A 24875-nucleotide genomic window follows, 5' to 3' on the forward strand; every position below is an offset into this window, starting at 1 on the left:
CAAAAGTCGTAACAGGCGCTAGCTTCAGCGTTTGAATTGCAATTTTTGACAGAAAGTTAAAGACAAAAGTGCAGCATTATCTGCACTTTTGTCATATTATCAATGATATAGTGATAAACACATAGTTTGATATAAGAATATAGGAGAGAGGAATGCCTCGTTTTATTCAGATCCTACAGATTATCTTGGCAGTGGTGATTGGTGCTTTTGTTGGCTACGACCTGATCTTGAAAGGGATCAGTATCTTTGATAATAAATACGTGACGATTACCTGTGCACTTTGGCTAATCGCAGAGATTGCACTGTTTGTTATCTACAAGTTGATTGAAGACGATTAAGAGTCGGATATCGCAGAAAAATTCTAAAGCCCCTGATTATGAATGTAGTCAGGGGCTTTTATTCATCTAGCATTAAGAATGTGTATTGCATACTCATTACTATTAGTAAAAGAACAAGCAAAAGCATACATATTATCCCAACAGGGAAAGAACATAGGCTTGCCTCTCTATTATCATAATCAGCTAGCCTAACTATCACGGAGTCGTTCAAATGAAACACCTAACTCAAGAAATGAGTGACTTTATAAGCAGAGGAACGGATTCTCACATTCGAGTAGCGGTCACTGGACTTTCTCGTGCGGGTAAGACAGCCTTCATTACTTCGCTGGTTAATCAGCTTCTTCATACGTCTACCCACAAAAATCTGCCTCTACTTGCATCAGCGAGAGATGGAAGAATTATTGGCGCAAAGCGCATCCCGCAACACAACATGATGATCCCACGCTTCTCTTATGATGAGGCGATGGAATCTTTGAATGCGCAGCCACCAGAATGGCCAGTGCCGACGCGCGATGTCAGTGAGATTCGTCTAGCCATCAAATATAAGCCAGCTAAAGGCGCAAAGAAGCTGCTGAGCAAAAACAGCACCCTTTATCTCGATATTGTCGATTATCCAGGTGAGTGGCTACTTGATTTACCTTTGCAGGATATGGACTTTGATACTTGGAGCCAATCCCAATTCGCCGCACTCAAAGGCGATAGAGAAACCTACTCGCAACAGTGGAACGCAATGCGTGGTGATATCGATTTGCTAGCAGAAGCGGACGAAAAGAAACTGGTCGCGATTGCCGATAGCTATACCCAGTACCTTCATACTTGTAAAAGTAACGGACTGCATTGGGTACAGCCGGGTCGATTCGTATTGCCGGGTGAGCTTGAAGGTGCGCCTGTGCTGCAATTCTTCCCGTGTGCTGCGCCCGAGGGTAAATTCTCGAAAACCAGCAACTATGCGGTTTTAAAAGCGCGTTATGAAGAGTATCAACAGAAGGTCGTAAAGGCGTTCTATAAGAATCACTTTGCCACGTTCGACAGACAAATCGTGCTGGTGGATTGCTTACAACCACTTAACGCAGGCTATGACTCTTTCATGGACATGCGTGGTGCGTTAGAACAGTTATTGAAGAGCTTTAAGTACGGGCGAAGCAATATGCTAAGACGCTTGTTTGCGCCGAAGATCGACAAGATTTTGTTCGCCGCAACCAAGGCCGATCACGTGACACCGGATCAACATCCGAACTTAGTATCACTGTTACAGCAGATGGTACACCCTGCTTGGCAACAGGCGGCGTTTGAACATATCGACATGAGTTGTATGAGCATCGCGTCTATTCAAGCGACCAGTGCGGGATATATTTCGTCGGGTTCAGACAATGTTCCAGCACTGCAAGGTGTCACTTTAAATAACGAGCCTCAAACCATGTATCCGGGTGAGGTGCCGCGCAAACTGCCGAACAAACAGTATTGGGAAACCAACCAATTTGATTTCACGAGCTTTAGGCCAATGGAGCAACACTCCGATGAGCCTTGTCAGCATCTGAGAGTCGACAAGGTTTTAGAGTATCTCATTGGCGACAAGTTGAAGTAATTGAGGCAATCAAAATGAGTGAATTAAAAACAAAGCAGGTCTTTGATGAACCGTTGAAGACCTCGTTCGACGAGCATGATAAGAGTGAAGTTACCCCTGATTTGGGTGCTCAAAAGCTATTTACGGTACAAGAGAAGTTTGTACCCGTCGCGCCACAAGTGGAAACCGACCTTGATGGTGAAGCTGAACAGCAATTGGAACAAGTGATTCGACCGAGTAAAAAGAAGAAGTGGTTTGGAACGGGTCTATTGATCGCTTTTTCTGGCCTCGTTGGATGGCAAGCAATTGATTCGGTCATTACCGCGATTCAAACTGCTGAGTGGCTTGCATTAGGTTGGGCAGGCTTTATTGCTGCCATTGCTTCATTGGGTTTAGGCGCAATAGGCAAAGAGCTATGGAAACTGCGCTCGCTTAAAGACCACTTTAGTGTGCAAGAGCAGAGTGAAGAGCTCTTGCAAAGCCAAAGTGTCGGCAAGGGTAAAGCGTTCTGTGAAAACATCGCCAAGCAAGGCGGTATTATTGCTGAGTCACCTTCGTACGATAAGTGGCAAAACAGCATTAACCCAGCACACAGTGATGCAGAAGTGTTGGATATGTACGATGCGTTGGTTGTTGCTCAGCAAGATAAAGTGGCTACTCAAATCGTCACTAAGTTCTCAACCGAATCGGCGGCTTTGGTTGCAGTGAGTCCATTGGCTGCTGCTGATATGTTGCTGGTGGCGTGGCGTAATTTCACCATGATAGACAAGCTTGCTGATGTGTATGGTATCGAGCTTGGCTACTGGTCTCGTATTAAGCTATTTAAACTGGTGTTAATCAACATGGCTGCTGCAGGAGCCAGTGAACTCGCGATTGATGCGAGCATGGATCTCGTCTCGATGGACCTTGCAGGCAAAGTCTCAGCTCGAGCAGGGCAGGGGCTAGGTGTCGGTATCCTTACGGCGAGACTGGGCTTAAAAGCCATGACATTACTGCGTCCTATGCCTTGGCATAACGAACGAAAAGTAAAACTGGCAGACCTCCGCAAAGCCGTCCTTTCAGAAATAAAGCGTATTACTCTCAAATAAAGCCTTGAAAGGTCAATAGTTTGAGAAGAAGAGTAAACATATGTTTACTCTTCTTCTTGACTGAACTCAGAGCTTAATCCACACTACTGTCAACTTATCCTGACACCTATAATAGGACTATTTGTGCGTCTTGAAGTATTGTGTGAAGACAGACTCGGCTTAACGCGTGAGTTGCTCGATATCTTGGCCTCAAAAAGCATTGATTTAAGAGGAATCGAAATTGATGTTAAAGGCATTATCTACCTAAACTGCCCTGATATCGATTTTGATGCTTTTAGTGAGCTTATGGCTGAAATTCGCCGAATTTCAGGTGTGAAGGATGTACGTAAAATCCAATTTATGCCAAGCGAAAGGCATAACACAGAGCTGATTGCTCTGCTGGCAAACCTGCCTGACCCTGTGATTGCGATTGACCTTAAAGGCTCAGTCGACATGGCTAACCACGCTGCACTGAACCTCTTCAACAAGCAAGAAGACGAAGTCATCGGTGAACCGTTAGCGACGTTCGTTCCTAGCTTTAACTTTGTTCGTTGGATTGAAGGCGATGTAACGCGCCATCGTGAAGTTGTCGTGTTGGATGGTTTAGATTTCTCGATTGAAATCCTACCAATTTACCTTGGTGGTGATGTCAACGAAGCGGTACTGGCAAGTGCAGTAATGACGATTCGTTCTTGTAATCAAGAGATGAACTCGCCAGATTCAATTCCAGAACAGAACAACCTAGGTTTCGAACACTTTGTTGGTGTCTCTAATCGCCATAAAGCTTTGATCAGTCAAGCTAAGAAATTGGCTATGCTGGATCAGCCTCTATTAATTGAAGGCGATACGGGTACGGGTAAAGAGATGCTAGCAAAAGCGTGTCATAACCGTTCAAATCGTTCTTCTTTCCCATTCTTGATTCTAAGCTGTGCATCAATGCCTGATGACGTAGCGGAAACCGAATTGTTTGGTCATGCACCGGGTTCGTTTAACCATGAACAAGGGCATAAAGGCATTTTCGAGCAAGCGAATGGCGGCACGGTATTTTTAGATGAAATTGGCGAAATGAGCCCACATCTACAAATCAAACTGCTGCGTTTCCTACAAGATGGTTCATTCCGTCGTGTGGGTGAAGAAGAAGAGATGCACGCGGATGTTCGTATTATTGCATCAACGCGCCATCGTCTTTCTGAATTAGCAGACTCCGGCTCGTTCCGTGAAGACTTGTTCTACCGCTTGAATGTACTGACTCTGTCTATCCCTGCATTGCGTGAACGCTCAAACGACGTAGCGCCGCTGTTGGAACTGTTCGTTGCAAAGTACGCGCAGCAATTAGGTATGTTAAAACCAAAACTGACTCAAGAACTAATCGACCAGCTTGGTAATTACCAATGGCCGGGCAACATTCGTCAGTTAGACAACATGGTTCTACGCGCATTAACAGAGTTGGATTCAGACACGCTAACGGTTGAGCAATTCCACTTGCCAAAGCTTGAAACCATGACAGCAGGAATGGCGAACTTAAGCTTAGATGGTTCTCTGGATGAGATCATGAAAGACTATGAATCTCAGATTCTAGAGAAGCTTTATCAGTCTTTCCCATCAAGCCGTAAGCTTGCAAAGCGTTTGAATGTATCTCACACCTCAATTGCGAATAAGCTTCGTGATTACGGTATCAGAAAGAACTGATCGAATAAGAACAAGATTATGGAAGATTTGAGTACACCAGAGCGCATTTATAAGCATGATGGTAATCTGATTCTACGCACGGCTGAAATTGATGACGCTGGCATGATCAGCGAGTACTTTCAGGTTAACAGAGAGTACCTGAAACCTTGGGAACCGATTCGCGAAGATGCGTTCTTTGATAGAGCGAGTTGGGCGCAGCGACTGATCAAGTTAAACGAGCTTCATAAAATGGGGCTAGGCTATTACTGTTTACTGATTAACGCTGACTCTAATGAAATGTTAGGCACCATATCGTTCAGTAATTTGTCTCGTTTTCCGTTCTACGCTTGTAATGTCGGTTACTCATTGGCTCAAAGTGCACAGGGGCACGGTTACATGCGCAGGGGCTTGAGCATGGCGAAGGACTACATGTTTGATGTGCAGAACATGCACCGCTTAATGGCGGGCTACATGCCTCACAACGAACGCAGTGCGGGTGTATTAGAACATCTTGGTTTTGTTCGAGAAGGCTTTGCCAAAGACTACCTACAGATTAACGGTAAATGGGAAGACCATGTGCTGACCGCGTTGGTTAACCCAAACTGGGAAGACAGACGCACGGTTTAAATAAATAGTATTTAAGCGCACAAGCTAACAACGAATTTAAAGGCAGCGAATATCAAGCGATCTCTAATCGCCGCTGTATCAAAAAGAACAGATAGGCATGGTAATCCATCAGCCTGAGAAGATATTTGAGGAATTTTGATGTCATACACAACTTTGGACGAATACCAAAGAAAATGGATTTTCACCCACCAGTCAATGCCGCTTCCAGCAGAGGACTTGGAAAAGATTAAGCCAATGACACAGGCAAGAGCATCTCAGTTCTGGAAAGAGAACGTGAGCCCTCAAAGCCCAGACGCAGAACGACTAAGCTCGCAAGACTGGCCAAGCAAAGCATCGAACTGGAATGAAGAGATCAGCTGGATGGCGCATTGGGAAGCGGATGAGCCTGATATGCCAGAAGAGATTCTTAATTTTATCGATTGGCAAGATGACGTAACTGTTTATTTTTGTTACGAAAAATATAATGTTCTTGAAACAAAGTGGGCGATTTTCAAGAAGCATTGGAAGAACTTTTTGTTCTACGATGACGGTCCAATTCTACTCGGTCGTCGTCGTTCAGAAGCACTTTGGTTTGCTACAAATGGCACGGTGAAAATCGGTAACCGAGCTTAAGCTTTAGAACGTATGTATAGCTGTATAAAAGCGAGCCTAGTGCTCGCTTTTTTTGTGTCGGTGGATCTTTGAAGATCGTTGCGAAACACCCACTGTTTGAACCTGAAAATTGAATCGAATTCCTACTCGTTTAAAAACGGAAATTCACGAAATTGAGATCGCTATCTCATTGGCTTAGTTGAAGTTTTATGGTGTTGGGCTATCTTTATAGTACTGCCTTAGTGGAGGTGAAGTATTATGATTTGGGATACTCTCGAACGTGTAAATAAACTTCGCAAGGAAGCAATGGAGGATCCGGATTTTCTGGATTCGGCAAGAATGCATGAGCAATGGCTTTTAAGCGAAACTCATAATCAATCTAAGAATGGAGAGAAAGAGAAGAAACCGAAAAAGTTATCAGACATCTATGAAAACACCGAATTTCCAATTAACCCAACCGAACGAAACATTAATAATGATTAACTGCAACACGGCTAAGGCTCTTAACCAAAAAGCTATAAGTCGATTAAACATACCAGCCTTAAGCCACCCATAAAAAAGCCACTTTCAACGAACCGAAAGTGGCTTTTTCTTTTCTCGTTAGCTTCTTTACTCGTTAACAACTAAAGCTAATCGTTTTAAATGCTAGCTATTGATCAGGCTTAAGCCGCTTGGTAATGCATCACCAAACACGCGCTTAGACTCGCTCTCTGAAAGCTCAGTAACTTCACTTACTAGCGTTAGCCAAGACTCTGGCACCTTGCTTTGCTTTAACTTTTCAAGAACTTGAGCACGGTAGTCATCAGAGATATCGAACTGACGGTCGCCGGTCTTACGACAAATCATCACAGCCGCGAAGGGAATCATCTGCTCTTTCTGCCAATTCTGGTCAAGCAGCTTTGGTAACCACTGTTCAGCTTGCTCTCTAGGAATCACGCTGTGTTGGCTACCATACAAAGGTGTTCTTGATGCTAATCGACCTAGCGCCCACCAGTGCGCTTGCTCAAATTGGTTATGATTAATCGCTTTGCTTAAGAACCAACTTGCCAGCAGTACCTTGTCTTCAACTTCTAGTTGCTCAAGCGATGCGGCTAATCGCACCATGGCTTCGTAACCATTGTCTTGTGCATCTTTGGCCGTTTTAGGGTTTTTCATTGCGCCTGGGTGAAGGTACTTAGCGATGTCTGCTAAGATACTCTCTTGCTGCTCTTGATTCAGGCCACCCGCAACTCGACGCCAGAATACCCACCAATCTGTCCAACCTTGATGGTTCTGGAATTGGATGTTTTGTTGGTAGAGCCCCCAAATTTGTTCAATACGCCATGAGTCGGTTGGATCACCAAAGCCAGGTCGCATAGAGTAACCCGCCAAACGGAGCCAGTTCTTCTCATGAGCTTCAGAGCGACGACGGCGCTTACGACCTAATGAAAAGGTATCGAACAGGTGACGAAGGGTCGTGAAGTCCCATTCATCGCGTTTACCCAATCGCTTCTCAAGATCTTTAGATAGTGTTTTGATCTCTTTCGATTCAGCACTCTTTTTGTTGCCGCTGTACAGACGAGAAATCAACTCCTTACACTCATCCAATCTTGGATGAAGTTTAGAGTTGTCGGATTCATCGCCTTGCTTGTTTCTGACTTCGAACTCAAGCAACCAACGCTTGGTGTCATCTTCTGTACTCACACACTCCATTTTCAATGTGCCGACTTCGGTTAATTGACAAGCGAGCAATACTTCAACGCGCTCCTTTTGGTTAGCTTGAAGCTCTGCAGTACCAGACCCTTCCAGCGTAGAAATATAAGGTGGAAGAGGGGAGAACAAGTCAGCATCGACATTGACCATCACACCATTTTGAATGGCGGTGTCATGAGCAATTTGATCGTGCGTTGAAGTCAGTAGATTGAAACGTACCGGCTCACCCAAAGTCAGTGAGAAACGACGGCTGTTCAAACGTATTTCTTGGCCTTCTTCAGTCCCTTTGGCAAGCAGACAAAGCGCTTTACCCATTTTGTTCTTTTCTTGTAGATGTAAGAAGTAAGAACGAGCCGCACCGCCACCGATTTTCAGTTGTGCACCACGACGTGCTTTACCAAAGGCAACTGCGCCTAGCGCGACAGACCAGTCTGGGTGAGGGTTATCTAATACTGTGATTGGAGCGCCGTTCCAGTTACCTAGTAGCTGAGTAATACGCTCTGTGACAAGTTCACTGTTGAACACACCGCCGTTAAGCAGCACACCAACAGGGATAGCAGGCTTAGTGTCATCGAACTCAATCGAGTCTGAGTTTTCCAACGCAGCTTTTGACACTTGTTGATGTGTCGTTAGGAACTCTGCAACATGTTTACTGACCGCAGGATCGGCAACGTAAGGCAGGCCGAATTCAACCACGGCACTGCGGCGTTTGTCTGGTGTTTCAGTAAACTCAGAAAGCGGGAAGAAACCTTCCAATGCGATTTGATGAACTTCTTGTTTGGTTAAACCAATACTCTTGGTACCGCCAAGTAGCTTTGAACCGCTGCCCAGCATAGTGATTTTCACATCATCGGGTGCATTGGCAGAAAGCAGGCTCTCTTTTGCGGCGCGAGTTTGTTGAATCAGTTTGGTTAGGCTAGAGGCATTCAGCTTTTTGTTTTGATTGAAGCGTTGCTCAGCAAGGTGAGCAAGGGCTAAATCGAGGTTATCACCACCCAGCATCAAGTGTTCGCCAACGCCAATACGGTCGAGTGCTAGCTCGTTGTGGCCTTGCATGTCCGAATTGCTATTAGCATCGAATTTGGCTTCAATTAAGCTCAAGTCGGTGGTACCGCCGCCGACATCACACACTAAGATCAATGGGATCTGTTGAAGCTCTTTCGCAGCAGTTTGTTGGTGGCGTGCATACCAGTCATAACAAACGGCTTGCGGCTCTTCGAGTAATAGAATCTTGCCTAAGCCTGCAAGTTCTGCGGCTTCAAGTGTCAGCTTACGTGCTGTCTCATCGAATGAAGCCGGAACCGTCACTACAACATCTTGGTCTTCAAGTTTGTTGCTTGGGTTGCGGTAGTTCCATGCTTGGCGAATGTGATTCAGGTAGCTTGCACTCGCCACAACTGGCGAGACTTTATCGACATCAGCTGCGCCTGCCCAAGGCAGAATGTCGGAGTTACGATCCACCGCTTGGTGTGATAACCAGCTCTTGGCACTCGATACTTGGCGACCTTCAACCTTAGCACCCAATTCACGGGCCCATTCTCCAACGATAACGTTTTTTATATCGCCTTCAACTGGGCTTGGTTCCCACGGCATAGTCAGGTCAGAAGGGGAGATTTGACCTTGTGCTGGGTGGTAACGAAATGATGGTAGTAGAGGCTTGCGAACCACTTCACCGGGGCCGATGAGTTGGTCAATATCGAAAAGAGAAACGGGAGCATGTTGTAGGTCGTCGTTGATTTCACAGTAAGCGACAACCGTATTCGTTGTGCCTAAGTCAATGCCGACTAAAAAACGAGGAGTTGCCATACAAAACCTTATTCTTCCAGAGTGATGACCAGTTTTTTGATAGCTTTGGTCTTATTGTTGTTATTCGTAAACGCCATTCCTGAAAAACAGGTAGGACTAGGTTGAGAACTGCATTGATAAAGTAACGGCACCCGCTAAGGTGCCGTTGATTCATTATGCTTGTTCGTTTGAGTCGCTATTCGTATCTTCACGAACGTCAAACTCAACATGCCATTTCTGACCATTATCAGTAGCAATCGCTTCTAGGTATAAGGTACCTAGCTCAGTAACGCGAGAAGCCAGAGTAACTGGAACCACTTCACCTTCGCGACGGCCTTCTGAAACCGGCAGTGTCACTTGAATTTCAGGAAGTTCGTCTAGTTCTTCAGGCGCCCAGTGATCAAGGTGAGTACCTGCTTGATCTTCACGGCGTGTCGTTGAACCGAAGAATTGGAAGTGAACCGGCTGGCCAATCACTAGGCCGAACTCTTGGCTAGGTACTTGAACGCTTGAACCTTCTTCCATACCAAATGGTGCAACACACAGTGCTTCCATTGGAGGAGCCATACCTGGGATTGCTGGCATCGCGCTTTCAATTCCTACGTAGTAAGAAGAAGCGATACCGCCACGGATACGAACGCCTTGGCCACGACGAACTGCGCCGTAGTAAGAAGCACCGCTTGCAACCGCTAGGTCTAGGTCTAAACCTGAAAGCTGTTTAGCGAACTCTTCGTCAGCATTGATCAGCCATTCGTTGATCGTGTCTGAAAGACGATCAGCAAGTAGGTTTGATTTTAGAACACCACCATTGAACAGGATTGCTGTTGGCTTGATGAAGTCTGCCGCTGGCGCTTCTGACCCTTGCGCTTGTGTACCGGGCATACCGGGCATGTTTGCAAACGGGTTGAAATCTTGCTGAGCCGTTTCGCTATTTCCAGAAAGCGCGTTTGCTTGCTTAGAAAGGAATGCGGCAATGTGACGAGTAATCCCTGCGTCTTGAGCGTAAGGCAGACCCATCTGAGTCAGTGCGCCACGCGTCTTTTGTACTGGGTGCTCTGTCACAGCAACTTTCGGGAAGAAGCCATCAACCAATGTTTGTTGTACTTCTTGCTGAGTCAGTTCTGTTTTCAGTGTTGCGCCAAGTAGCTTAGAACCACGGCTTGGTACTACGATTGGCACGGATTGCAGTTCAGCATCGTTTAGCAGCGCTTCTTTCGCATCACGACATGCGTGAGTCATGGCTTGAACCTGCCAAGGAGCCAGCTCTTTGCCTTCTTGCGCCAGTTTCATTTTCAGGCGGTAAGCTAATGCTAAGTCCATGTTGTCGCCGCCAAGTAGGATGTGTTCACCTACAGCGATACGATTCAGGCTTAAGTTACCGTCGTCTTGTGTTACTTCAACTAGCGAAAGGTCGGTTGTACCACCACCAATATCGACAACAAGAACGATGTCACCAACGTTTACTTCATCACGCCATGTGTCGTTGCTGTTATCAATCCAGCTGTAAAGAGCAGCTTGTGGCTCTTCAAGAAGCGTTAGGTGAGTGAAACCAACATTACGTGCAGCTTCTGCTGTTAGGTCACGAGCCGCAGGATCAAACGAAGCAGGAACCGTGATTGTTACGTCTTGGTCTGCCAGTTTGTGTTCTGGGTTAGCGTGGTTCCATGCGTCTTTAAGGTGCTCAAGGTACAGTTCAGTTGTCTTAAGCGGAGATACTTTTTCTACTTCTTCAGGGCTGCCTGCAGGAAGGAAAGCATCGCGACGGTTTACACCACCGTGGCATAGCCAAGATTTTGCACTTGCTACCAAACGGATAGGGGTTTTTGAACCAAGGTTACGAGCAATTGCACCCACTAGCGCTTTCGGCTCTGAAGACCAAGGAAGAACGCGAGAGCCCGCATTCATTTCATGTTCGTGCGGCTGGTATAGGAACGAGCCAAGTTGGCTGCGAGTTTCTACTGTACCAGGAGCCGTAAGCTGAGGGATTGGCATCACCTCAACGCGTGCATCTTCATTGGTTGTATCGATGAAAGACAAAACGCAATGTGTGGTACCTAAATCGATACCAACACTGAACTTAGGTGCCTGATGGTGCTCTTGAGAAGATAGTTCTTGTGAATGCTCTTGAGCTGAATGACTTTGGTGTTCCATTATAGCTCCACCTCTGCCGGTGCAATTACAGATGCATCGTAGTTTTCAGCAAGCTTAGGCAGATTCATGTCAGTTGCTTTCCAACCTTTGTGAACCAGTGTGCCGTTGAATGGCGCATTGCCTGTTACGTTACCTGTTAGGCGAATTTCTTGAGGGTTGAAACCTTCAGCGATAGTGATACGTGTTTCTTCATCTTCGCTGCGGATATGAGAAAGCGTTACGTAGTCTGCTAATACTTTTTGACCGCCAGTGTGAATAACACGAGCTGCTGCGCCAACTTCTTCATCAGAGAATGACGTTAGGTCTTCTTTTAGGAAGTCAATTAAACGCGCTTCTTGCTGCATGATAGACAGTAGCTGCATCGCTGAATCAGTTGGGGCTGTTGCCAGCTTAGATTCAACTTCTACTACTTTTTCGATAATACGTTCAACTTCAACAACTTTCTCTACTTCGACAATTTTTTCAACTGGCTTTTCAACTTCAACGATCTTCTCTACTGGTTTTTCTACGACTTTCTCAACCACTTTGGTTTTACGAGAAACGGCAATTAGCAGTAGTAAAACGCTTGATGCAGTTAGGCCTGCGTGAAGCATATCAAACGTTTGTGGGATTAGGTTCAAATCAACGATCATAGTGATTTCTCTTTAAAATTGATTTAACGGTATATTCGTCGGTTCAAAGGAATATACAGGTTGGAAAGAAACTCAGTGGCGTGAAGCCGAATTGGTCACTTTCAAGCTATAAATATGGGTGGATACTAGCATATTCAAGGCTTAAGAGTGGTATTTAATGCTTTCAATCAAGTGGGTTTTTAGTGTGTTAGCTTGAAATTTAGTCGAGATTTGCCTGAATATTGGCCTCTGATGTGAGGGGCAGGTAAACAATGCCTGTTTTATGTTAGTTTTTAGACCAAACATAAATGGAGCATGATTCCCTTCCGTTATATACTTTTAACTCATTAGAGCCTATTTGGAAGCCACATGCCCCACACAACCGACCCATTAACAGGGTTGAAGAGACGAACTCTCCCATTGGTCGTATTTTCGGTCAGTTTTTTGATTACTGTGTTGTGTTTTATATTAGTCGCACTCAACCAAAACCGCGCGTTAAATATGAATCTGGATAGCTTTGCTACTCACCAGACATTGAGCTTGGAAGCGTTTATCGCTAATGATGTGGCTTATATTGGTTCCGGTGCTAATTTTTTCTATTCTAACGACCCTGAAAACTGGGATAAATTTGATCGTTTTGCCCAGCAAACCATTAATGACTCAAAAAGCTTAATCGGCTTGCAGTGGATGCAAAAAGTGCCGGCAGACGAGATTGCCGAGCATACCGATAAGATGAAAGCAAAATACCCGTCTTACGAGCTGTATACAATCCCAAAACATGAAGCCAAAACCTATGGTTACGTCTTAGATGGTGAACCCATCTTTGTAGCTAGCGATATGTATCCCAATACCGAAGCAAACAACAGTGTTCTTGGTTTTTACTCTTCTCGCGAGCGATTCAAGCTGGTTTTAGACAATATTAAACACACGCGCAAAGCGAATATTTCAGACAAAGTTCGCTTGCTTCAAGACGGCTTAGACCAAGACATACAAAAGACAGGTATGCTGGTCTATCATCCTGTATTTGAGGGTGAAAGCGACAACCTACTCGGCGTTGTAATTGGTGTGGTTCGTACGACGTATTACTTTGAAAACTTACTGGCTTCGGCAGTGGGCGACATGGATGTCTATATTCGTGTTACCGATACGGGTTTCGAAGCAGAAGACTCCCCAATCTTGTTTGAAACCGAGGGTTATGAAGCTGTTTCTGGCCACCACATAACAAAGACGATTGAATTGACTAACCGTGATTGGAAGGTTGATTACAAAATAGATTCATGCATCTCTTTTTATGGCTATTTGGTATTAACTGGAATTGTCTTAGTGGGGACAACCATCTCTTTGTTGTTGGCGTATATCGTTAACATGCAAATCCGAGAGAAAGAACGTTTGTATCAAATGCTTGATAAAAGAACAGAAGAACTTCGTTTTTTAGCCAACCATGACAGTCTTACGGAAGTTTATAACCGACGTGCTTTCAATAAGATGTTAGATAAAGCGATACAGCGAAATGAACCCTTTAGTCTTATCGGATTTGATGTTGATATGTTCAAAGGCATTAACGACGAATTCGGTCACCCAGCAGGGGATGCGTTACTCATTCATGTCATCAAGTTGATTGCAGTGAGTCTGAAAGAGGGGGATAACCTATTTCGTATAGGTGGAGACGAGTTCTGTATCATTTCTAGCATTACAAACCATGAAGCGCTAGACCGATATTTACAATGCATTCTAAGCACAGTGAGTCACTCTCATTGTGAGCACAAAGGTCGACAGCTAAGTTGTACTTTGAGTATTGGTGCTGCCATTCGTGCCAACGAAAATACGGAAGAGATTCTGCAAAAAACAGACAGTATGCTCTATCAAAGTAAGTCGAATGGCCGAAATCGAGTGACAATTGCAGGCTAAATGAGCACTTGATACAACTAGGGTCGAGTTCTGTATTGGGCTCATGTACAATTTCACGAAATTTTTGACGAGAGAATTAGGCGACGTATGAATCACAATCGAGTGGTGTGTTTCGATTTGGAAATGTGCTGTTGGAGCGAAGACGGTGTGGGAACAACAGGGGAGATCATTGAAGTTGGTCTTGCTGAGATTGATCTGGCATCCGGAACTATCGTGAAACGAGCGCAATACTACGTTAAGCCAGAGAAAGACGAAGTCTCTCTATTCTGTGCCGAGTTAACGGGCATTACACCTCGTAAAATCGAAAAGCAGGGTCGCCCATTAGAGTCTGTTATCAAGTCGATGATTAAGAACTTCGGTGGTCCCAAAAAAATCTATGCAGCGTGGGGGCGTGACGACCTTATCTTACACAAAGAGTGTATTGAAAAAGGCATCGAACCGCCGTTCAGCGAGTTCTTGAATATCGCAACGCTTTATCGAGTTCAGAATCGATTGAAAGACAAACGCATTGGTCACCGCGCCGCTCAAGAAGCGAAAAATATTGAGTGGGAAGGTCGTCAACACTCGGGTTATGTTGATGCTTATAACTTGGCAAAGCTTGTGCTGACGATGCTTTAGTACCTGTCTTTTATATTGCAGGTTGAACTTCGATCAAGTAGAACATCTGAAGAATAAGCGACAAAAACCTCTATTTATCCGTTGGGTAAATAGAGGTTTTCTATTTATTACTATAAGGTTAGTTGTTCTTTACTTAAATTGTAACTACCACACTTTATTGAGTTCAGGGGATGAGAACCAGTTGTTGTGTTGCTCGCCTCCAGATTGCGCCCAGTTCACGATGTTAGGGTAAGCAGCACACGCATCTTTTCGCTCTAAAGGGTGGGACCAAGATGCAGGTATGTCTAACGCCCAAGGTAAACCGTTACTTGTCTGGTAGTACTCATTGTTATCAACACTTGAATCATCATCACCTTGACCGAACACGCTCGTATTGGCGAGGTCTGTGTGTGGATAGTTCATTAAATGGACTTCTTTATCGCGATTGTTTGCTTTGAATATGAAAGGGTTAAAGCTTTTGCCCGCGAGACTTTCAATCGAACCATCAATGACCAGCGACACACTGTATTCAACGAGATCTCTATTGTCTCCGGATTCAGTATTGTAGAACTCATACCCTGTCGTGTTGGGTAGCATTTCATTAATGCTTTCAATGACCACAAAAACTAACTCTCCAGAGTGTCCATTTTCGGATGTTAAATTCTCAGTCGAACCATCATAGGTTTTTGTCAATGTGCCTATATTGGATGCCTCTAACCCTGATAATGAAATGGCAAAACTGTTATCTTGCGCAGCTCCTCTAGCAATAGCTTGACCATAGTAGTCGAAGCGCGTGTGATCTGATTGTTCGCATCAGTGTAAGTACCATAAGCGTAGTGTGTAACGAAGTCATTTAGGTCATAGTCGCCTTCATAAGGCCATAGGTCTTCAAACCCCAAAGTATACCAACCAGAAGTTGGCGTTCGGCTGTAAAACGCGATAGTTGGATCGCTCGGCGCATAATCATGTATATCTGCAATGCCATCTCCATCCGTATCACCGATTTCCGGCCATTCTATTTCTGCAATATCACTGATTAACCCATTTGAGTCGATAGCGGTAACTTGAACCTTCCACAGCTCACCAGCAACAGTTTGGCTAGCGGGCAACGTTGCGTCACTATTGTTGTTTTTACCAACAAATTCATCATCAACATAGAAGCCTTGCCCAACATCGACAAACCAGCGGTAGCTGTAGGTGACAGAATCTGAATCTGGGTCGCTGGGCGTTGGACCTGTAACGCTAACAACAAGATCATGAGTAGCGCCTAGCCCCGTGCTTCTTTCTAAGGTCGGTGTATACGGCGGGTTGTTAGCTATTTCCGTGTAGGTGACGCTGATTAGGCTATAGGAGAGGGTGGTATACCAGCCATCTTTGTTGACATCAATATCTAGGTCGACGTCGACAAGCCCGTCATCAAGGGAAGAGCTAGGCAAATCAAACACCGTCGTTGACCAGTTTTCATTCGTCCCTTGCAAAAAGCCTGGCGTTAGCATTGCTCCGTCGACCGATACACTATCATACTCACCGCTTTCTCCGTGGTGAGCTTCTGAATCGACATCATAAGCGTAAATGGTGAGGGTTGCTGCGGTGATCTGAGAACCACTAGGCACAGCAATATCGTGCTGCCATGAGTAATCTTGATTGTGACGACTGTACTTGCCAAACCCATATTTGTTGTTATTCGGAGCACTGTAGTGTGGAGATGTACTATTGTCGTCGATCTTTTGAGTGACGGTAATCGAGCCGTCGCCATTTATAGTAGAAGAGTTTTCGGAAGCGGCAGAAAAAACGAGTTGAGAAAAAGAGCTGACCGAGAATGTACCAACTAAGATGAGTGACTTTGTTATATTATTCATATCTCTACCCTTAATCTTCATCCAAATAGATGTCACATGAAATCAACAGATTTGATGAAAGTTCATCTAAATCGTATGTTGACGTGCATTCTAAGTCTCTAACAAGGGCAATTATTGTGATGCTTTGCCAATGACTCGGGATTGAGAACTTATTGGAAAGTTGACCGTCCTTGTTTGAGATGCCTGTGTAGAAAGGGCTAGAGTCAGTCAATGAGTTCGAAGTACTAAATAGTTTGATAATGTGAGAGCCGCGAATGTTTTGTGGTTCGCCGTTGGTCGTGGAAAAACTACTAACGACATCAATCGCCATTTCAAGAGTTTCGACACCACTCCAATCAAAGTTACCCGGCACCACTATATCGCTGAATGAATCAACTGTAGCTATAGGTTCACTTACCGTTGCAATTTCCGGTTCTGGTTCCTCACTTGATGAAGAGCTCCCACCACTGGTGCTGCCTCCGCCGCCACAACCAGTTATCACAGCACTTAATGACATCGTTAATATCAAAGGAGTTAATGCTTTCATTTTTAATATCCTTATTTAATGAGTTGCATATTGAGTTAGCAAGTCACGTGCCATGTTTAAATGACTGATTTAACTTGTTTTTTTTGGGATGCTAGATGTGTCTAGTCAGAAAGCTACCTCATTTTTAAAAAGAGAATCAATTTGACCGAATAGCACCATATAGCGAAAGGGTTAGGCAAGGGAGCTGCCCATTTTGAGAATTGGCCTCGAAAATTACTTTAAATGTCGGGTAGTTAGCTCTGGGACTGACTTGAATTGCGTCTTATGTGTCGAAAGGTAGAGAATGGTTATCCAAAAAACCTAATTTCAGCGAGTGGCTTATCAATAGTGAATGGCTACATCGCTTATTTAATGAGTGAATAATATTGGTTTGAAATTTAGCTTTTTAATTAATATTAAATCGCAGGTTGCAGCCTTGATTGGGTAGGGCTAGATGATAGCGTTAGCTCACCCAAAACAAGGAGAATAGGATGAAGCACATTATTAAGTATGGATTGGCACTGGGGACGCTAAGCGTCAGTGCGCTAGTTTCGGCAACCCCCGTTGTATTGATAAACACTTTTTCAGTCGAGCCAGCCCATGAATCCGCAACGTTAGCGTATTGGGAAAGCGCAAGAGACGTATTAGAGCAGCAACCTGGGTACTTATCGACCAAGTTACACCGTTCTTTAAGCTCGGACGCAACTTACCGCTTCATCAATGTCGCTGAATGGGAAAGTAAGAAGCAATTCCATGATGCGATACAGGCGATGAGAAAAGAGTTACCACCTTTAAAAATCGAAGGGGTTTCTGCTGACCCTAACTTGTATGAAATTGTTCGCGACTAATTAGGAAACCACATAATGAAAACAACGCTAGGAACCTTTTTAGCTATTTTTAGCTTTCTATTTTCAGCCCTTCTATTTTCTAGTTATAGCCATGCTGCGGCATACGGTGTTTCAGTAGCTTGGAAAACCGATGACGCTCAAGCGGTATTTGAGGCAATGCCGCATCAGAAAAAAGCATTTGCTAACTTAATTGATGCGGGCTTAGTCCACGACATGTTCGTATCTGAAAGCTTTATCGGAGATAAGAAATTTCCGATCATCAAGTTTGTGATTGAAGCGGATAGCGAACAGCACGTTCGAGAGTTGATTGGTAACTTACCATTCCAATTTAAAGATCTTGTAGAGGTGACTGAAATTAGAGACATCGGTAATAAGTGGTTAAACACTGAAGTCGCTTTCAAAAACTACGCAGTTGAACTCGCTTGGAAAGAGCCAGAGAATCAATTCATTGTCGACGAGATTATTAGCCAAGATTTACAAATGGTTGTCGATTGGAGCGCTCAAGGCGTGATTACTTCTGCTTATTTAAAACATCAAGAAATAGCACAAGAGAAACCAAACCAAAAAGCGATGATTAGGCCAATCTACTCAATGGCAATATTGGCTAAAAACGAAGCACAAGCACGCGAAGTTGCCAATCAGTTGAATGCGGTAAAGCTAGGCTTTGCTGAAGTCATGGTCAGTGAACTGGGCTTTAAACTAGATCTATAGAAAATAAGAATTATAAAAAATGAGAGACGTAGAAACGAGCGTTATAGATATCATTCGATGTAACTTCGTTTCCATAGGCCTGGTTAGTTGAACTAAGAGTTAGGCCTCGTACTAAGGTGAGTGAGTCTGCATGACTGACTCACCTTATCGTTGTTTTTCTTGTTACTTGCTGAACTTATATTTGGCTTAATTATTGGCTAAACTTATCACCATTCTTTTCTATGTATGGTTTGGCATTAGCTCGACCAAACCAACACTTTTTTGATGACCTTTTTATTTATGAACACCTCGCCGAAATGAACGCCAGTAGCCCTGAAAAAATCACCTTAGACGCTTCGGGTATCGAGTTGGTTAACAACACACTCATTGATTCGAACTTGGACGAGCGGGTGACTTTGTCTCCCTCAGAAGCCTTGATTCTTGAGTTCCTAGTGAAGAACACCCCCAAAGCAGTGGGTCGCGACTTTTTGCTTGAGCATTGTTGGCCGGGCAGGGTGGTGACAGGCAGTTCGCTTAATGTTGCGGTGAAGAATCTTCGTACAGCATTAAGTTCACTTAAGTGTGACTGCAAAATCCTAACGGTGCAAAAGGAAGGGTACAGTTTTAGCCGACCTCAACCGCTCGGTGGTTACCTATTAACACCCACTTCAGCTATTCAAGTTGAATTGATTGACGAAACCTCTGCTTCAAAGAGCTCGAGTACTGAACGCGGCAACAATGAACATGAGCCTGTCTTAACGAAGCAACCGGACTCTTATGAACAACGTCAGGTGCAGTACTTTATCGCGCGTCATCGCTCTCGTATCGCAGGAATATTAGTCAGCGCGTTTCTTCTTATGCTGTTTTATCAATTTGCTTTTTTTATGGATAAGACCAGCTATCGCGGCATGGATGTTTATCACGACAGTTTGAATTTTGATCAAGAACTGTTAACCGAGCTGAATCGCGTGTCAGAACTCGGTGTTGATTCTCTCTACTTACATCGCATTGGCGTTGGATGTCAGAACATTCAAGCCGTTGCTTTGATAAACGGGCGTTGGAAAGAGATGAGCCATCAGTTTAAATCGCTCTCATGTGATGAAGACGATGAGCGAGGACAATCGATATGAATCGTAAGTTCTGGATGCCCATCTTATTAACGTTTTTTGTGATTCTAAATGTAGGTTTAATCTCTGGGATCGTAACCAAAAGTACCTATAAATTCTCAGCAGAGTATCCAATGGTAGGTTGGGAAAAAATCTCACTGCGATTGGAAAATGGTCGAGTTAAAATGCAGTACATTGGATACGACATCGATGGGAATGTTGTTCAAACCAAGCAGATGTTTGGTGTGTTCTTACGCTGGGGGAATCACTACTACCTTTACCAATTGGACCAAGACCAAGCCCAAGATAAACAGGTTTTCAATATCAAGCACTTATATATTCAACAAACACAAGGCAAGCGTAGCGTGTTGGTATCAAATCAGCGCGGCCTTTATGTGACTAAAAAGGGCACGCCGTTAGAGCTCAAAGGCATCATGCATGGCGATCGATTACGCTAATACAGAGGCTTAACGTGAGTAGAGAACGCTTGATTAGCTTTTACCGAGGACGTTCAACTTAGTCTTGATAAAGTCACTGTGGTCAACGTAGAGCAGTTCTGCTGTTTTACGGATCACAGAGTCTTCGATAGGGTCAATTTCCCCGTCGGCGTGCGCCACTTCCCACATCGCTTTGATTAAATCGATTCTCACTGGTTGAGAAAGATCTCTAAGTTGAGATGTAAAGTCATACAGCGATACTGATTGCTCTACTTTCGGCTCTGCTTGAGCTAGCAGCACCTTCGCTTGTTCTTCATCTAAATCCAGCAAGCGTTGAAGAAGCTGTAGCTTAGCGACTCTTTCTGATTCATTGATCTGATGGTCGGCTCCCGCGACTTCACACAACAAACTCGCGATGGCGATGTTAGGTGATGTGCCTTGGTTTTTGCTTAGGTCCTGGCCTTCAATCAATTGTTTAAACATTGATGTGAGAGAATTGAACATAACGAGCTCCAGTTAAAATTTGTATCGGGTTCCGTAACGCTGATAGCTATAACTACAAGTATAACTATAACTATTGGGTCTACAGAGTGTGATCGCAAGCGTCTTTACTAAAAACTGACATTACGGATACGCGAGCGATAAGGAGCACTTCCTAGTCCGGTTTTGGAAAGCGGGTGACCTTGCCATCGCCACTGAGTGTCGTGATCGATTGCGGTTTCCCATCGGTATCTAGCCTCAATTCACCAATCGCACTGCGGTTTGAAAGGCGATAGAAGGTCTGATTGTCAGGGCTTCGCTTTTCGATCTTCAAGCGTTTACGCTTAGTGAAGTAGTTCAAAATTGAGCGAGGGCTGTACAACAGACGGTCCCATACATCGCAGAATTTAAGCAGCGGAGCAGGGAACTGGTTTTTAATGCCACTACAGGTAACCTGATAGATGTTCGGGCTGTTACGACGATACCTAAGCTTGATGTCATAAGCAAAGGAGTAGTGAACATCGCCAGAAAGCACCACGAAGTTGGTCGGTGTTTTGGTATGGGTAAAGATGCTGATCAGCGTATTCGCACTGCCCGGGTGTGCCATCCAGTTTTCAGCGTCAATCACTAATGGCTTGCCGATTGTGGTCGCCATCTTTTGCAGTGTTTCAATAAACTTCACGCCAAACATCGGTGCAGCAGAAACGATCACCACTTTATCTTGATTCATTAACTGATGCTGAAACTCAATCAAGGCTTCCCAATCCATTAAACCTGAAGGCTTATTCATGCGTGACTCTGAACGCCAACGGCGGGTTCGAGTATCTAACACAATGACTTTGGGTGAGGTATCTATTGTGTAATGCCACTCTTCAAAGCGATTCAGCATCTCAATGAAGGCTTGATGCTTGTCTGGCTCGATGTTGCTAACAAAGTGAGTAGTCGCAGGATTACCGGCTTCATTATGCGTTTGTTCAGTAATGCGCGGATGATCGACAAAAAGCTGTTTTGCTTGCTCGATGAACGTTTCGTCGAAGCTCTCAGGCTTATTACCCCAACCCTGACACATCCAGTAGGCGGCAAGGCCGTTACCAATGACTTGTGTCGCAAACTGGTTTTGATCCACCGCATGCTCCCAACCAACGGTGAGGTTCCAGTCGTCAGTGACATCATGATCATCGAAGATCATGTACGTTGGAATATGAGCAAATAGACGCTGTACTTGCGGCAGACCGGCGATGAAATCATCGATGATGACACTTTCATCACGCCATTGTTGCTGCTCGGCTGGTGTGAGCTGGCGGCCAGCCTGCATGAAATTATTCTCGATCAACCGTTCGCGGTTAATGCACTGCCACAAGGTCGGTGACCAAACCAGCAGATACATGGCAATAAATTCAGACAATGTCACCAAGTGATTTTCACAATCAGTGGAGCTGAAGATGGGTATTCCGCGTTTAGGGAACAACTTATCGAGCAATGAATGTGATGTGTTATGGTGTGGTAGTAAATGATCACGTTGATAGAGGTGATAGTCGCTGTTAAACAGAGCTTCACTGCTATCGATTTTTCCGTCTAATGAATCGGTCGGTAGTTCTTCGCTCACTAATCCAAGCCGCTGAATCACTTGATGAATCGCATCGAGTGTTGGACCGGCAACGTGATCAGCGTAGATCTGGTCGCCGCTCATCATCAGCATATCTGGACGCTCTAATACGGCTTGCTGCTCAACTTTATTATCGGCTGCGACTAGGCTGTCTTTGCTTGGGTGATGAGGGTTGCGACAGGAACCATGCAAGATGTAGTCGGCGCTGGTCGAGATCTTAAAGGCTACTCTTGGCGCACCAGTGGTGTCTTGTTGCTCTTGGTACACTAAATGCGGAGCCAACTTGGTTAACGCGCCTTGATCAGTCTCTATCTGATATTCCAAAGGCGTGTTGGTTGGAAACTCACCCTTTAGTTGAATCAGGCTTACCCAAGCATGTCTACCGATTTGAATCGATTCGTGTTCGCTCAGTGGTGACCTATAGAAAGGGGCTTCTTGGCCTTGGTTGTATAGCTCAGCATTACCATTGAGTGGTGTACTTGTGACAACCCAAAGCACAACCTCAGTTTTGGTCGTCTTTCTTAAAATAGGGCCAGCGAGTAAGAAGGGAAGAGAAGATGTCATCGGGCGTTTCAAGTCGATTCCTAAATCTTTGGTGGTTAGTCGTTCAGCGCTTCGGCGTTACATTGTGGAGCGGCCATTTCATGTTCATTGGGTTCAATGTCTGGCTCTGTTGATTCCAAGATTTCGATAACTTCTGAACTGGAAAGTTCATGTCCCAGCAGAAATATTGCTAATAGGGCGTCGGCTTTCGTTTTGGTATCAGAAGGCTCATCCAACACTTGCTCGAGTTTTTCTCGAATCATTGCGATCTCGTGCTCAACAAAGCCACGACCTTCGCTGTCCCCTTGGTTTTCTTCAGGGGCGTTATCGAATTCAAGAAAGAGCATCTCACCGTCTAATTTTGTGTTGATCAGTCGCTCTGGCAACCATTCCTCACCCATAACAATATCTGGATCGGAATATTTGGGTAAGTGATCTATAATATTTTGTAATTCGGAGACTTTCACAATACTTTCATTTAACCGAGAATATCCTACATTGTAACGGTCAATGCCGAGCAAACCTAAAAATAGTTAGCCATCACGGTTAATAAATGTCTATTCAGTAACACAATATTTATTACAAAGAGTAATTACATAAGAATGAAGCTCAAATATTTACCGACTCTCACTTCATCGGGTGCGATTCTACTTGGTAGCGCGTTCCTAAGCACTAATGTGTGGGCCGCTGAAGAGCAAGAGTGGGGCATTGCAGCAATGTTCCGTACTGCTAGTATCCCTTATGACACGTCAGGTGGTGATAAGACCGTCAGCTCGTTTGTCCCAATGTTGTTCTTTAAAAACGACTATGTGTTCATTGACGGTACTGAAATGGGGGCTTACCTCTACCAAACAGATGACGAAAAATGGTCTTTTAATGCTATTTCTCGCATGCGGTTTATTGATATCCCAGCATCTGAGCAGAACGCGATTGAGGGTGATACAGCTGACTTTGGTGGGCAACTTGCGTACCAGTTGGACGAGCAGTGGGCTGTTGAAACAGAAATCATGAGTGACAGTGAGTTTAACCTCCACGGTAACTTGCGTGCTAAAGCGAAGTATGAAACAGGCGATTGGGAGTTCTACCCAAGTGCGACACTGCGTTATAAAAGTGCTGACTTCAACAGTGAGTATTACTCTGCAGCGAGTGAAAGCATTGGGGCTGGTGTTGACTTAAATGTCGGTGTTGAAGCGCGTTACCATGTAGTTTCAAACTTATACTTATTGGGTTCAACCAGTGTCACTCGATTGGACGATAACGCTTACGATTCGTCGATTGTCGAAGATCGTTATCAAGGTGAACTGTACCTTGGCTTTGGTTTCTTTAACGATAAAGAGAAAGCGCCGAAACCTAAGTTGAGCAATGCGCCGTATTTACGTGTCGCACATGGCTGGGCAACACCGTCGAATATCGGCGACATCATGAAGTTCAACACGGAGAAAGACGAATACAACAACCAACTCACATCGTTCTTTTACGGTCACCCTTTAACGGATGAGATCTTTGGTTTCCCGTTGGATATCTATCTAACGCCGGGTATTGTGCATCACTGGAGTTCAGACGTTCAATCCAGTAGCACGGAATACATCATTGCAATTAAAGCGTACTACACCTTCAACTGGCCAACTCAGTGGCGATTCGGTGTCGCAGAGGGTATGTCTTACATAGATTCGATTACTTATATCGAAGGCTCTGAAATGGATCGTAAGGGCTACACGGCAAGCCACCTGTTAAACTACTTGGACTTCTCATTTGATGTGAACGTCGGTGACCTTATCGGTAAGAATGACCTCAACAATTTATGGTTTGGTTACTCATTACATCACCGCTCGGCGATCTTTGAAAATGCGTCCCAGTTTGGACGTATCAAAGGTGGCAGTAACTACAACACGGTTTACTTCCAATACGAGTTCTAAAGTATTACATCTACTAAAAATGCCGCTCCAAATAGAGCGGCATTTTTTTATCACTAAAGAAAAGAGCTAATCACTATTAGTCACTGATAATTAACTATTCGAAGCTACTTCAACTGAAACCTAATATATGAGTTCATTCTGATTATCTAATATTCTCTGTCTCCTTTTCGGATTTTACTACTATTTGATTATTTAACCTTCTTTCATTATTTGTTAACTTTTTTATATTATTTACAATGACTTATATTATATTGCCATCCTGGGGCTTCATGGTGTTCTAACTGTG

21 protein-coding genes and 1 pseudogene are annotated in these 24875 nt (G+C 44.5%); 14 read left to right on the top strand and 8 right to left on the bottom strand.

Features of this window, described 5'->3' with window-relative positions; all coding sequences use genetic code 11:
* Positions 1-152: 152 nt before the first annotated feature.
* The 7 genes from BCU34_RS04665 (at position 153) to BCU34_RS04695 (ending at position 6338) form a co-directional block, all read left to right on the top strand.
* A complete protein-coding gene (locus tag BCU34_RS04665) occupies positions 153-338 on the top strand; it encodes a hypothetical protein (RefSeq protein WP_004734731.1) in 186 nt (61 codons plus the stop codon).
* A 211-nt stretch (positions 339-549) separates the two neighbouring features.
* The gene (locus tag BCU34_RS04670) at positions 550-1923 is read left to right on the top strand and encodes a YcjX family protein (RefSeq protein WP_102478497.1); all 1374 of its coding nucleotides are present in this window, start codon (positions 550-552) and stop codon (positions 1921-1923) included.
* Positions 1924-1937: 14 nt separating this feature from the next.
* Positions 1938-2990 carry a YcjF family protein gene (locus BCU34_RS04675; RefSeq protein WP_102478496.1) on the top strand — a complete coding sequence of 351 codons (1053 nt, stop codon included), beginning with the start codon at positions 1938-1940 and terminating at the stop codon, positions 2988-2990.
* A 123-nt stretch (positions 2991-3113) separates the two neighbouring features.
* Entirely contained in the window at positions 3114-4658 is a 1545-nt protein-coding gene (tyrR, locus tag BCU34_RS04680; protein ID WP_102478495.1) for a transcriptional regulator TyrR, read from the top strand.
* Between the two features lie 18 nt (positions 4659-4676).
* Positions 4677-5264 carry a ribosomal protein S5-alanine N-acetyltransferase gene (rimJ, locus tag BCU34_RS04685; RefSeq protein ID WP_048658426.1) on the top strand — a complete coding sequence of 196 codons (588 nt, stop codon included), beginning with the start codon at positions 4677-4679 and terminating at the stop codon, positions 5262-5264.
* A gap of 138 nt (positions 5265-5402) precedes the next feature.
* Positions 5403-5876, top strand: a complete 474-nt coding sequence (locus BCU34_RS04690; RefSeq protein WP_102432738.1) for a DUF2947 domain-containing protein — start codon at positions 5403-5405, stop codon at positions 5874-5876.
* A 237-nt stretch (positions 5877-6113) separates the two neighbouring features.
* Positions 6114-6338, top strand: a complete 225-nt coding sequence (locus tag BCU34_RS04695; RefSeq protein ID WP_413286261.1) for a hypothetical protein — start codon at positions 6114-6116, stop codon at positions 6336-6338.
* 162 nt (positions 6339-6500) lie between these two features.
* On the opposite strand, the gene BCU34_RS04700 is transcribed toward BCU34_RS04695, so the two are convergent.
* The 3 genes from BCU34_RS04700 to BCU34_RS04710 form a co-directional block, all read right to left on the bottom strand.
* A complete protein-coding gene (locus tag BCU34_RS04700) occupies positions 6501-9353 on the bottom strand; it encodes an Hsp70 family protein (RefSeq protein ID WP_102478493.1) in 2853 nt (950 codons plus the stop codon).
* Positions 9354-9506: 153 nt separating this feature from the next.
* Complete coding sequence (locus BCU34_RS04705; RefSeq protein ID WP_102478492.1) at positions 9507-11483, bottom strand: Hsp70 family protein; 1977 nt, start codon at positions 11481-11483, stop codon at positions 9507-9509.
* On the bottom strand, positions 11483-12115 hold the full coding sequence (locus BCU34_RS04710) for a DUF2760 domain-containing protein (protein WP_102478491.1): 633 nt from the start codon (positions 12113-12115) through the stop codon (positions 11483-11485). The genes BCU34_RS04705 and BCU34_RS04710 overlap by 1 nt, the downstream gene beginning before the upstream one ends.
* Before the next feature lie 348 nt (positions 12116-12463).
* Between BCU34_RS04710 and BCU34_RS04715 the strand changes: the two genes are divergently transcribed.
* Both BCU34_RS04715 and BCU34_RS04720 read left to right on the top strand, forming a co-directional pair.
* Entirely contained in the window at positions 12464-14002 is a 1539-nt protein-coding gene (locus BCU34_RS04715; protein ID WP_102478490.1) for a sensor domain-containing diguanylate cyclase, read from the top strand.
* A gap of 87 nt (positions 14003-14089) precedes the next feature.
* Complete coding sequence (locus BCU34_RS04720) at positions 14090-14620, top strand: 3'-5' exonuclease (RefSeq protein ID WP_102432734.1); 531 nt, start codon at positions 14090-14092, stop codon at positions 14618-14620.
* 144 nt (positions 14621-14764) lie between these two features.
* Here BCU34_RS04720 and BCU34_RS04725 read toward each other — a convergent pair.
* A pseudogene (locus tag BCU34_RS04725) lies at positions 14765-16458 on the bottom strand (LruC domain-containing protein).
* A 10-nt stretch (positions 16459-16468) separates the two neighbouring features.
* Positions 16469-16984 carry a hypothetical protein gene (locus BCU34_RS04730; RefSeq protein ID WP_102478489.1) on the bottom strand — a complete coding sequence of 172 codons (516 nt, stop codon included), beginning with the start codon at positions 16982-16984 and terminating at the stop codon, positions 16469-16471.
* 470 nt (positions 16985-17454) lie between these two features.
* Between BCU34_RS04730 and BCU34_RS04735 the strand changes: the two genes are divergently transcribed.
* From BCU34_RS04735 to BCU34_RS04750, 4 genes are all read left to right on the top strand, one after another.
* Positions 17455-17811 (top strand): antibiotic biosynthesis monooxygenase family protein, encoded by a 357-nt coding sequence (locus tag BCU34_RS04735; RefSeq protein WP_102478488.1) that lies wholly within the window; start codon positions 17455-17457, stop codon positions 17809-17811.
* A gap of 15 nt (positions 17812-17826) precedes the next feature.
* Entirely contained in the window at positions 17827-18522 is a 696-nt protein-coding gene (locus BCU34_RS04740) for a hypothetical protein (protein WP_102478487.1), read from the top strand.
* A 431-nt stretch (positions 18523-18953) separates the two neighbouring features.
* Complete coding sequence (locus BCU34_RS04745; protein WP_371713498.1) at positions 18954-19631, top strand: winged helix-turn-helix domain-containing protein; 678 nt, start codon at positions 18954-18956, stop codon at positions 19629-19631.
* The gene (locus BCU34_RS04750; RefSeq protein WP_048658434.1) at positions 19628-20065 is read left to right on the top strand and encodes a hypothetical protein; all 438 of its coding nucleotides are present in this window, start codon (positions 19628-19630) and stop codon (positions 20063-20065) included. The genes BCU34_RS04745 and BCU34_RS04750 overlap by 4 nt, the downstream gene beginning before the upstream one ends.
* A gap of 33 nt (positions 20066-20098) precedes the next feature.
* Here the strand turns inward: BCU34_RS04750 and BCU34_RS04755 are convergent, their stop codons facing one another.
* The 3 genes from BCU34_RS04755 to BCU34_RS04765 all read right to left on the bottom strand — a co-directional run bounded on the left by BCU34_RS04755 (position 20099) and on the right by BCU34_RS04765 (position 23194).
* Complete coding sequence (locus tag BCU34_RS04755) at positions 20099-20548, bottom strand: TerB family tellurite resistance protein (RefSeq protein WP_048609171.1); 450 nt, start codon at positions 20546-20548, stop codon at positions 20099-20101.
* 151 nt (positions 20549-20699) lie between these two features.
* Entirely contained in the window at positions 20700-22694 is a 1995-nt protein-coding gene (locus BCU34_RS04760; protein WP_102478486.1) for an alkaline phosphatase D family protein, read from the bottom strand.
* 35 nt (positions 22695-22729) lie between these two features.
* Positions 22730-23194 carry a hypothetical protein gene (locus BCU34_RS04765; protein WP_102478485.1) on the bottom strand — a complete coding sequence of 155 codons (465 nt, stop codon included), beginning with the start codon at positions 23192-23194 and terminating at the stop codon, positions 22730-22732.
* 81 nt (positions 23195-23275) lie between these two features.
* Here BCU34_RS04765 and BCU34_RS04770 point away from each other — a divergent pair, with 81 nt between their 5' ends.
* Entirely contained in the window at positions 23276-24589 is a 1314-nt protein-coding gene (locus tag BCU34_RS04770) for a MipA/OmpV family protein (RefSeq protein ID WP_413286262.1), read from the top strand.
* Positions 24590-24875: the final 286 nt, after the last annotated feature.

The sequence above is a fragment of the Vibrio sp. 10N.286.45.E10 genome (assembly GCF_002874195.2).
Lineage (GTDB): Bacteria > Pseudomonadota > Gammaproteobacteria > Enterobacterales > Vibrionaceae > Vibrio > Vibrio crassostreae.

Excerpts from the sequence above, each read along its gene's own strand:
- rimJ (WP_048658426.1), top strand. The coding sequence starts at position 4,677 with ATGGAAGATTTGAGTACACCAGAGCGCATTTATAAGCATGATGGTAAT.
- BCU34_RS04690 (WP_102432738.1), top strand. The coding sequence starts at position 5,403 with ATGTCATACACAACTTTGGACGAATACCAAAGAAAATGGATTTTCACC.
- BCU34_RS04705 (WP_102478492.1), bottom strand. The coding sequence starts at position 11,483 with ATGGAACACCAAAGTCATTCAGCTCAAGAGCATTCACAAGAACTATCT.
- BCU34_RS04715 (WP_102478490.1), top strand. The coding sequence starts at position 12,464 with ATGCCCCACACAACCGACCCATTAACAGGGTTGAAGAGACGAACTCTC.
- BCU34_RS04700 (WP_102478493.1), bottom strand. The coding sequence starts at position 9,353 with ATGGCAACTCCTCGTTTTTTAGTCGGCATTGACTTAGGCACAACGAAT.
- BCU34_RS04665 (WP_004734731.1), top strand. The coding sequence starts at position 153 with ATGCCTCGTTTTATTCAGATCCTACAGATTATCTTGGCAGTGGTGATT.
- BCU34_RS04730 (WP_102478489.1), bottom strand. The coding sequence starts at position 16,984 with ATGAAAGCATTAACTCCTTTGATATTAACGATGTCATTAAGTGCTGTG.
- BCU34_RS04670 (WP_102478497.1), top strand. The coding sequence starts at position 550 with ATGAAACACCTAACTCAAGAAATGAGTGACTTTATAAGCAGAGGAACG.
- BCU34_RS04750 (WP_048658434.1), top strand. The coding sequence starts at position 19,628 with ATGAATCGTAAGTTCTGGATGCCCATCTTATTAACGTTTTTTGTGATT.
- BCU34_RS04735 (WP_102478488.1), top strand. The coding sequence starts at position 17,455 with ATGAAGCACATTATTAAGTATGGATTGGCACTGGGGACGCTAAGCGTC.
- BCU34_RS04760 (WP_102478486.1), bottom strand. The coding sequence starts at position 22,694 with ATGACATCTTCTCTTCCCTTCTTACTCGCTGGCCCTATTTTAAGAAAG.
- BCU34_RS04770 (WP_413286262.1), top strand. The coding sequence starts at position 23,276 with ATGAAGCTCAAATATTTACCGACTCTCACTTCATCGGGTGCGATTCTA.
- BCU34_RS04720 (WP_102432734.1), top strand. The coding sequence starts at position 14,090 with ATGAATCACAATCGAGTGGTGTGTTTCGATTTGGAAATGTGCTGTTGG.
- BCU34_RS04710 (WP_102478491.1), bottom strand. The coding sequence starts at position 12,115 with ATGATCGTTGATTTGAACCTAATCCCACAAACGTTTGATATGCTTCAC.
- BCU34_RS04695 (WP_413286261.1), top strand. The coding sequence starts at position 6,114 with ATGATTTGGGATACTCTCGAACGTGTAAATAAACTTCGCAAGGAAGCA.
- BCU34_RS04740 (WP_102478487.1), top strand. The coding sequence starts at position 17,827 with ATGAAAACAACGCTAGGAACCTTTTTAGCTATTTTTAGCTTTCTATTT.
- BCU34_RS04755 (WP_048609171.1), bottom strand. The coding sequence starts at position 20,548 with ATGTTCAATTCTCTCACATCAATGTTTAAACAATTGATTGAAGGCCAG.
- BCU34_RS04675 (WP_102478496.1), top strand. The coding sequence starts at position 1,938 with ATGAGTGAATTAAAAACAAAGCAGGTCTTTGATGAACCGTTGAAGACC.